A 4,870-nucleotide genomic window follows, 5' to 3' on the forward strand; every position below is an offset into this window, starting at 1 on the left:
CTTCTGTGCCGCATCATCAAACCGTCGATTGGAAAAGTGCTGCCCTGCCGCTGCACTTTTTCAGACGACCTTAAACCGTTTCTATTAAAATACCGTATTCCTACTTTTTTTCATGCGGTATTTATGTTTTCCGAATCCTCTTCCGCAGCCCTCCTGCAAGGCTTGAACCCCGAACAACTTTCCGCCGTAACCTGGCCGCCGCAATCCGCCCTTGTGCTGGCGGGCGCGGGCAGCGGCAAAACGCGCGTGCTGACCACGCGCATCGCATGGCTTTTGCAAACCGGTCAGGCAAGCGTACACAGCATTATGGCGGTAACGTTTACCAACAAAGCCGCCAAAGAGATGCAAACCCGTCTCGGTGCGATGATTCCCATCAACGTCCGCGCCATGTGGCTCGGTACATTTCACGGCTTGTGCCACCGCTTTCTACGGCTGCACCACCGCGACGCAGGCCTGCCGTCTTCCTTTCAAATCCTAGACAGCGGCGACCAGCTTTCCCTCATCAAGCGTCTGCTCAAAAGCCTCAACATCGCCGAAGAAATCATCGCACCGCGTTCGCTGCAAGGCTTTATCAATGCGCAAAAAGAATCCGGTTTGCGCGCTTCCGTGTTGAGCGCGCCCGACCCGCACACAAGCCGCATGATTGAATGCTACGCCGAATACGACAAAATCTGCCAACGCGAAGGCGTGGTCGATTTCGCCGAACTCATGCTCCGCAGCTACGAAATGCTGCAAAGCAACGAAATCCTGCGCCAGCACTACCAAAACCGTTTTAACCATATTCTCGTTGACGAGTTCCAAGACACCAACAAACTGCAATACGCCTGGCTCAAACTCATGGCGGGCGGCAACGCGGCGGTATTTGCCGTCGGCGACGACGACCAAAGCATCTACCGTTTCCGCGGTGCGCACGTCGGCAACATGACCGCGCTGATGGAAGAGTTCCACATCGACGCGCCCGTCAAACTCGAACAAAACTACCGCTCCGTCGGCAACATCCTCGCCGCCGCCAATGCCGTGATTGAAAACAACGACGAACGCCTTGGCAAAAACCTGCGCACCGACGCCGAGGCAGGCGACAAAATCCGCTACTACTCCGCCTTTACCGACCTCGAAGAAGCCCAATTCATCGTTGACGAAACCAAAGCCCTCGAACGCGAAGGCTGGGATTTGGACGAAATCGCCGTCCTCTACCGCAGCAACGCCCAATCCCGCGTTATCGAACAAAGCCTGTTCCGCAGCGGCATCCCCTACAAAATCTACGGCGGCTTGCGCTTTTACGAACGCCAAGAAATCAAACACGCACTCGCCTACCTGCGCCTCGCCGTCAATCCCGACGACGACAACGCCCTCTTGCGCGTGATCAACTTCCCGCCGCGCGGCATCGGCGCGCGCACCGTCGAAAACCTTCAGACGGCCTCAAACGAACAAGGCATCACCCTCTGGCAGGCAGCCTGCAACGCCGGTGCAAAAGCCGCCAAAGTCGCCGCCTTCGTCCGCCTCATTGAAGCCCTGCGCAACCAAGTCGGACAAATGCCCCTGCCCGAAATCATCGTCGGCATCCTCAAAGACAGCGGCCTGACCGAACACTACCGAACCCAAAAAGGCGACAACCAAGACCGCCTCGACAACCTCGACGAACTCGTCAACGCCGCCATCGAGTTCAAGCCCGAAGACAGCAACTTTGAAATCCTGCCTGAAAACATTTCAGACGACCCCGCCTTCCCCATTCTCGCCTTCTTAAGCAACGCCGCCCTCGAATCCGGCGAAAACCAAGCAGGCGCGGGCGAAAAAGCCGTCCAACTCATGACCGTCCACGCCGCCAAAGGTCTGGAATTCAACGCCGTCTTCCTCACCGGCATGGAAGAAGGCCGCTTCCCCAGCGAATACTCCCTCGCCGAGCGCGGCGGCCTCGAAGAAGAACGCCGCCTCATGTACGTCGCCATCACCCGCGCCCGCAAACGCCTCTACATCACCATGGCGCAACAAAGAATGCTGCATGGACAAACCCAATTCGGCATCGTCTCCCGCTTCGTCGAAGAAATCCCCCCCGAAGTATTGCACTACCTGTCCGTCAAAAAGACCGCCTACGACAGCTACGGCAGCCCGCGCCAAACCGCCGCGCCCAAAGACAAAATCATCAACGACTACAAACAGCCCCAAACCTACGCAGGCTTCCGCATCGGACAAAACGTCCGCCACGCCAAATTCGGCACCGGCGTGATTATCGATGCCGTAGACAAAGGCGAATCCGCCCGACTGACCATCAACTTCGGCAAACAGGGCGTGAAAGAGCTGGATACCAAGTTTGCGAAACTGGAAGAGATGTGAAAAGGAAGATGGCAGAGGTCGTCTGAAACCCGTAGCGTGGGCTTTGCCCACGAATCAAACCCAAAATTTCAGACGGCCTCTTTTAGCCGTCATTATTGTGGGCAAAGCCCACGCTACGATGTACATCGACGGGGCAAATAGTCGTCTGAAAACGAGAGCAACGAACTTTGCTGAAACCTCTGCCGTTATTCCCGCGTAGGCGGGAATCCAGAAGTAGAGATGTAGGTTGGATACTCGTATCCAACAAAAACATTTGTGCGTCTATCGTTTCCGAAAAAACCGCTGTTGGAAAAATGTCGGATTCGAGAATCCGACCTACGGCAAAAAACCGTAGCAGGAGAGAATAGAAGCCCGTAGCGTGGGCTTTGCCCACGAATCAAACCTAAAATTTCAGACGACCTCTTTTAGTCATTACCCTGGGCAAAGCTCTCGCTACGATGTACACCGACGAGGCAAATGGTCGTCTGAAAACGAGGGCAGCGAGCTTTGCCGAAACCTCCGCCGTCATTCCCGCGCAGGCGGGAATCCAGAAGTTTGAAGTCGCAGCAGCCTTGAAATATTTCTGAAATGCCAAAGTCTGGATTCCCGCCTGCGCGGGAATGACGGCGGTAGAATGCAGGCTAGGTTTGGCATTCATACATTACTTACTATTGCATTTCAGTATTATGTGAAATTATTTTAGGTGATTAATCTTATTAAACCTATAATTCTTGTTCATAGGCTTTAGGGAAGCATAGATTTAAGGAAAGAGAATATTTCGTGGAAAATAACGATATGCAAATAGATGAAGAAACCTTTTTGTCCATTTTAAAGGAGCATCAATTATGGGTTGATAGTAATGGACAGAGTGGTAAACGGGCTGATTTATCTGGGCAAGATTTTGCAGGTATATCTTTCAGATACTATGCCTATCTTCCAAGTGCATCACCTTGGACTGTGAATTTACGGTTCGCAATTCTCAGAGAAATAAATTTCAGTCATGCGGATTTGAGTGAGGCAAATTTAGAGGCTGCAAATCTAATAGAAGGAAATCTCAATGGCGCAAATCTTAATAGGGCAATTCTTAGTAAGGCAGCAATGATTAATGCTCATTTAAGGGGAGCAAATTTAAGAGGGGCAGATTTAACGGCAACGAATTTGACTGGTGCGGATTTGACTGGTGCAAATCTAACTGGTGCTGAGTTAAGAGGGGCGAATTTAACTAGAGCAAATTTAATTGGGACAGACTTAACTGGAGCAGATTTAAATGGAGCAAATGTATATGAAGCTAGTTTAGATGAATCATTAACTGATTTTCTTCTTCCTCCACAGGGTTGTATACAATTCATCGCTCCTATTCATTTCTCTACTGATAACTGGGGAAAAAAATTCCAATCTTTAGAGATAATTACCCAAGGTTTACAAGCAAAATTAAATCAAGCCGAATCGAAGACAGAAAAAGATGAGAAAGAAATTAAAAAACTTAAGGATCAACTAGAACGAGCAATAGAAAACTTAAGGAAACTAAAGTTAAAAGGGCGGATTAAAGATGCACAAAAATCCTTGTCAGAGGCTTTAAAAAATACAGATAAACAAATTAACAATAATGATCGTTCGGCGTGGCTTTTCAAATGGTTGGGTATTGTATTATTCAGTATGGGCATATTTTTGATTATAAGTTTTGGTAGTTTTGTTGTATGTCTTCCTGAATTTTTGGTTGAAAAAAATCTAAATATCCTGTTTTACACATTCCCTATCGTCGCTTTGATGCTAATAGGTACCACCTGTCTGCGCCATCAGAAAAACTTGTTGAGGGAAATACGTCATTTTTCCAATATGAAACATCAAATCGAGCTTTATAGCGGTTTGCTTGAAGCCTCTCAACACGCTGCTGCCAGCTTCAATGATTCAGAAAAAGCGGATGAATATGTGCAGGAAACCTTTACCCAAATCCGCAATCGTCTGCTCAATAGCCAATACCTGCCTGACAATTCATCGGCAGATAAGCACTCGGACAATGATTTTGGGTCGGATAAGGTGCTTGATTTGTTAAATAAGATTGCTGATTTGTCCGGCAAGAAATCTATGGGGAATTAGCCAAGAGACAGTTGTTACCCGAAAGGTCATCTGAAAACGTTTTAGCGAAACTGGTTATCTGTTTTCAGACGACCTTTGCTTTGAAACGGTCATTGTCCGTTCGGGTTTTATAGCTATTCTTTGGTTCAAGGTTTTCAAACGGATTTCGTGGGCAAAGCCCACGCTACGGTGCGGCAGTGCGTCGATACTGCCTTGCCGATCGGGTTCGATTGTTTAACCTGCCGCTGCCATTCCCGCGCAGGCGGAAATCCAGACCTTGGCATTTCGGGAATATTTCAAGGCTGCTGCATTTCTAACTTATGGATTTTTGCGTATTTTCCTTGCGTCGGTGGGAATGGGAATAACGGCAACGGTAACGGTAGAGCAAGGCGGGCGTTTGAGGTAATGTGGGTCAAGATTCAAAAAGCTGTTGAATAGTGGTTCAAGCAAATTATTCGAAAGGTCGTCTGAAAGCCTAAATCTG

3 protein-coding genes are annotated in these 4,870 nt (G+C 49.1%); all 3 read left to right on the forward strand.

All coding sequences use genetic code 11. From position 1 onward, the window contains the following. Nucleotides 1-123: 123 nt before the first annotated feature. The 3 genes from uvrD (at nt 124) to NSCA4_RS13305 (ending at nt 4,407) form a co-directional block, all read left to right on the forward strand. Nucleotides 124-2,331, forward strand: a complete 2,208-nt coding sequence (uvrD, locus tag NSCA4_RS0102745) for a DNA helicase II (RefSeq protein WP_029609469.1) — start codon at nt 124-126, stop codon at nt 2,329-2,331. A 437-nt stretch (nt 2,332-2,768) separates the two neighbouring features. Further along, nucleotides 2,769-2,897, forward strand: a complete 129-nt coding sequence (locus NSCA4_RS15950) for a hypothetical protein (RefSeq protein WP_016686714.1) — start codon at nt 2,769-2,771, stop codon at nt 2,895-2,897. Nucleotides 2,898-3,090: 193 nt separating this feature from the next. Continuing rightward, nucleotides 3,091-4,407 (forward strand): pentapeptide repeat-containing protein, encoded by a 1,317-nt coding sequence (locus tag NSCA4_RS13305; protein ID WP_141565455.1) that lies wholly within the window; start codon nt 3,091-3,093, stop codon nt 4,405-4,407. Nucleotides 4,408-4,870 lie beyond the last annotated feature (463 nt).

Origin of the sequence: Neisseria sicca 4320 (assembly GCF_000193735.1) — a bacterium.
Classification (GTDB): Bacteria; Pseudomonadota; Gammaproteobacteria; order Burkholderiales; family Neisseriaceae; genus Neisseria; species Neisseria sicca_E.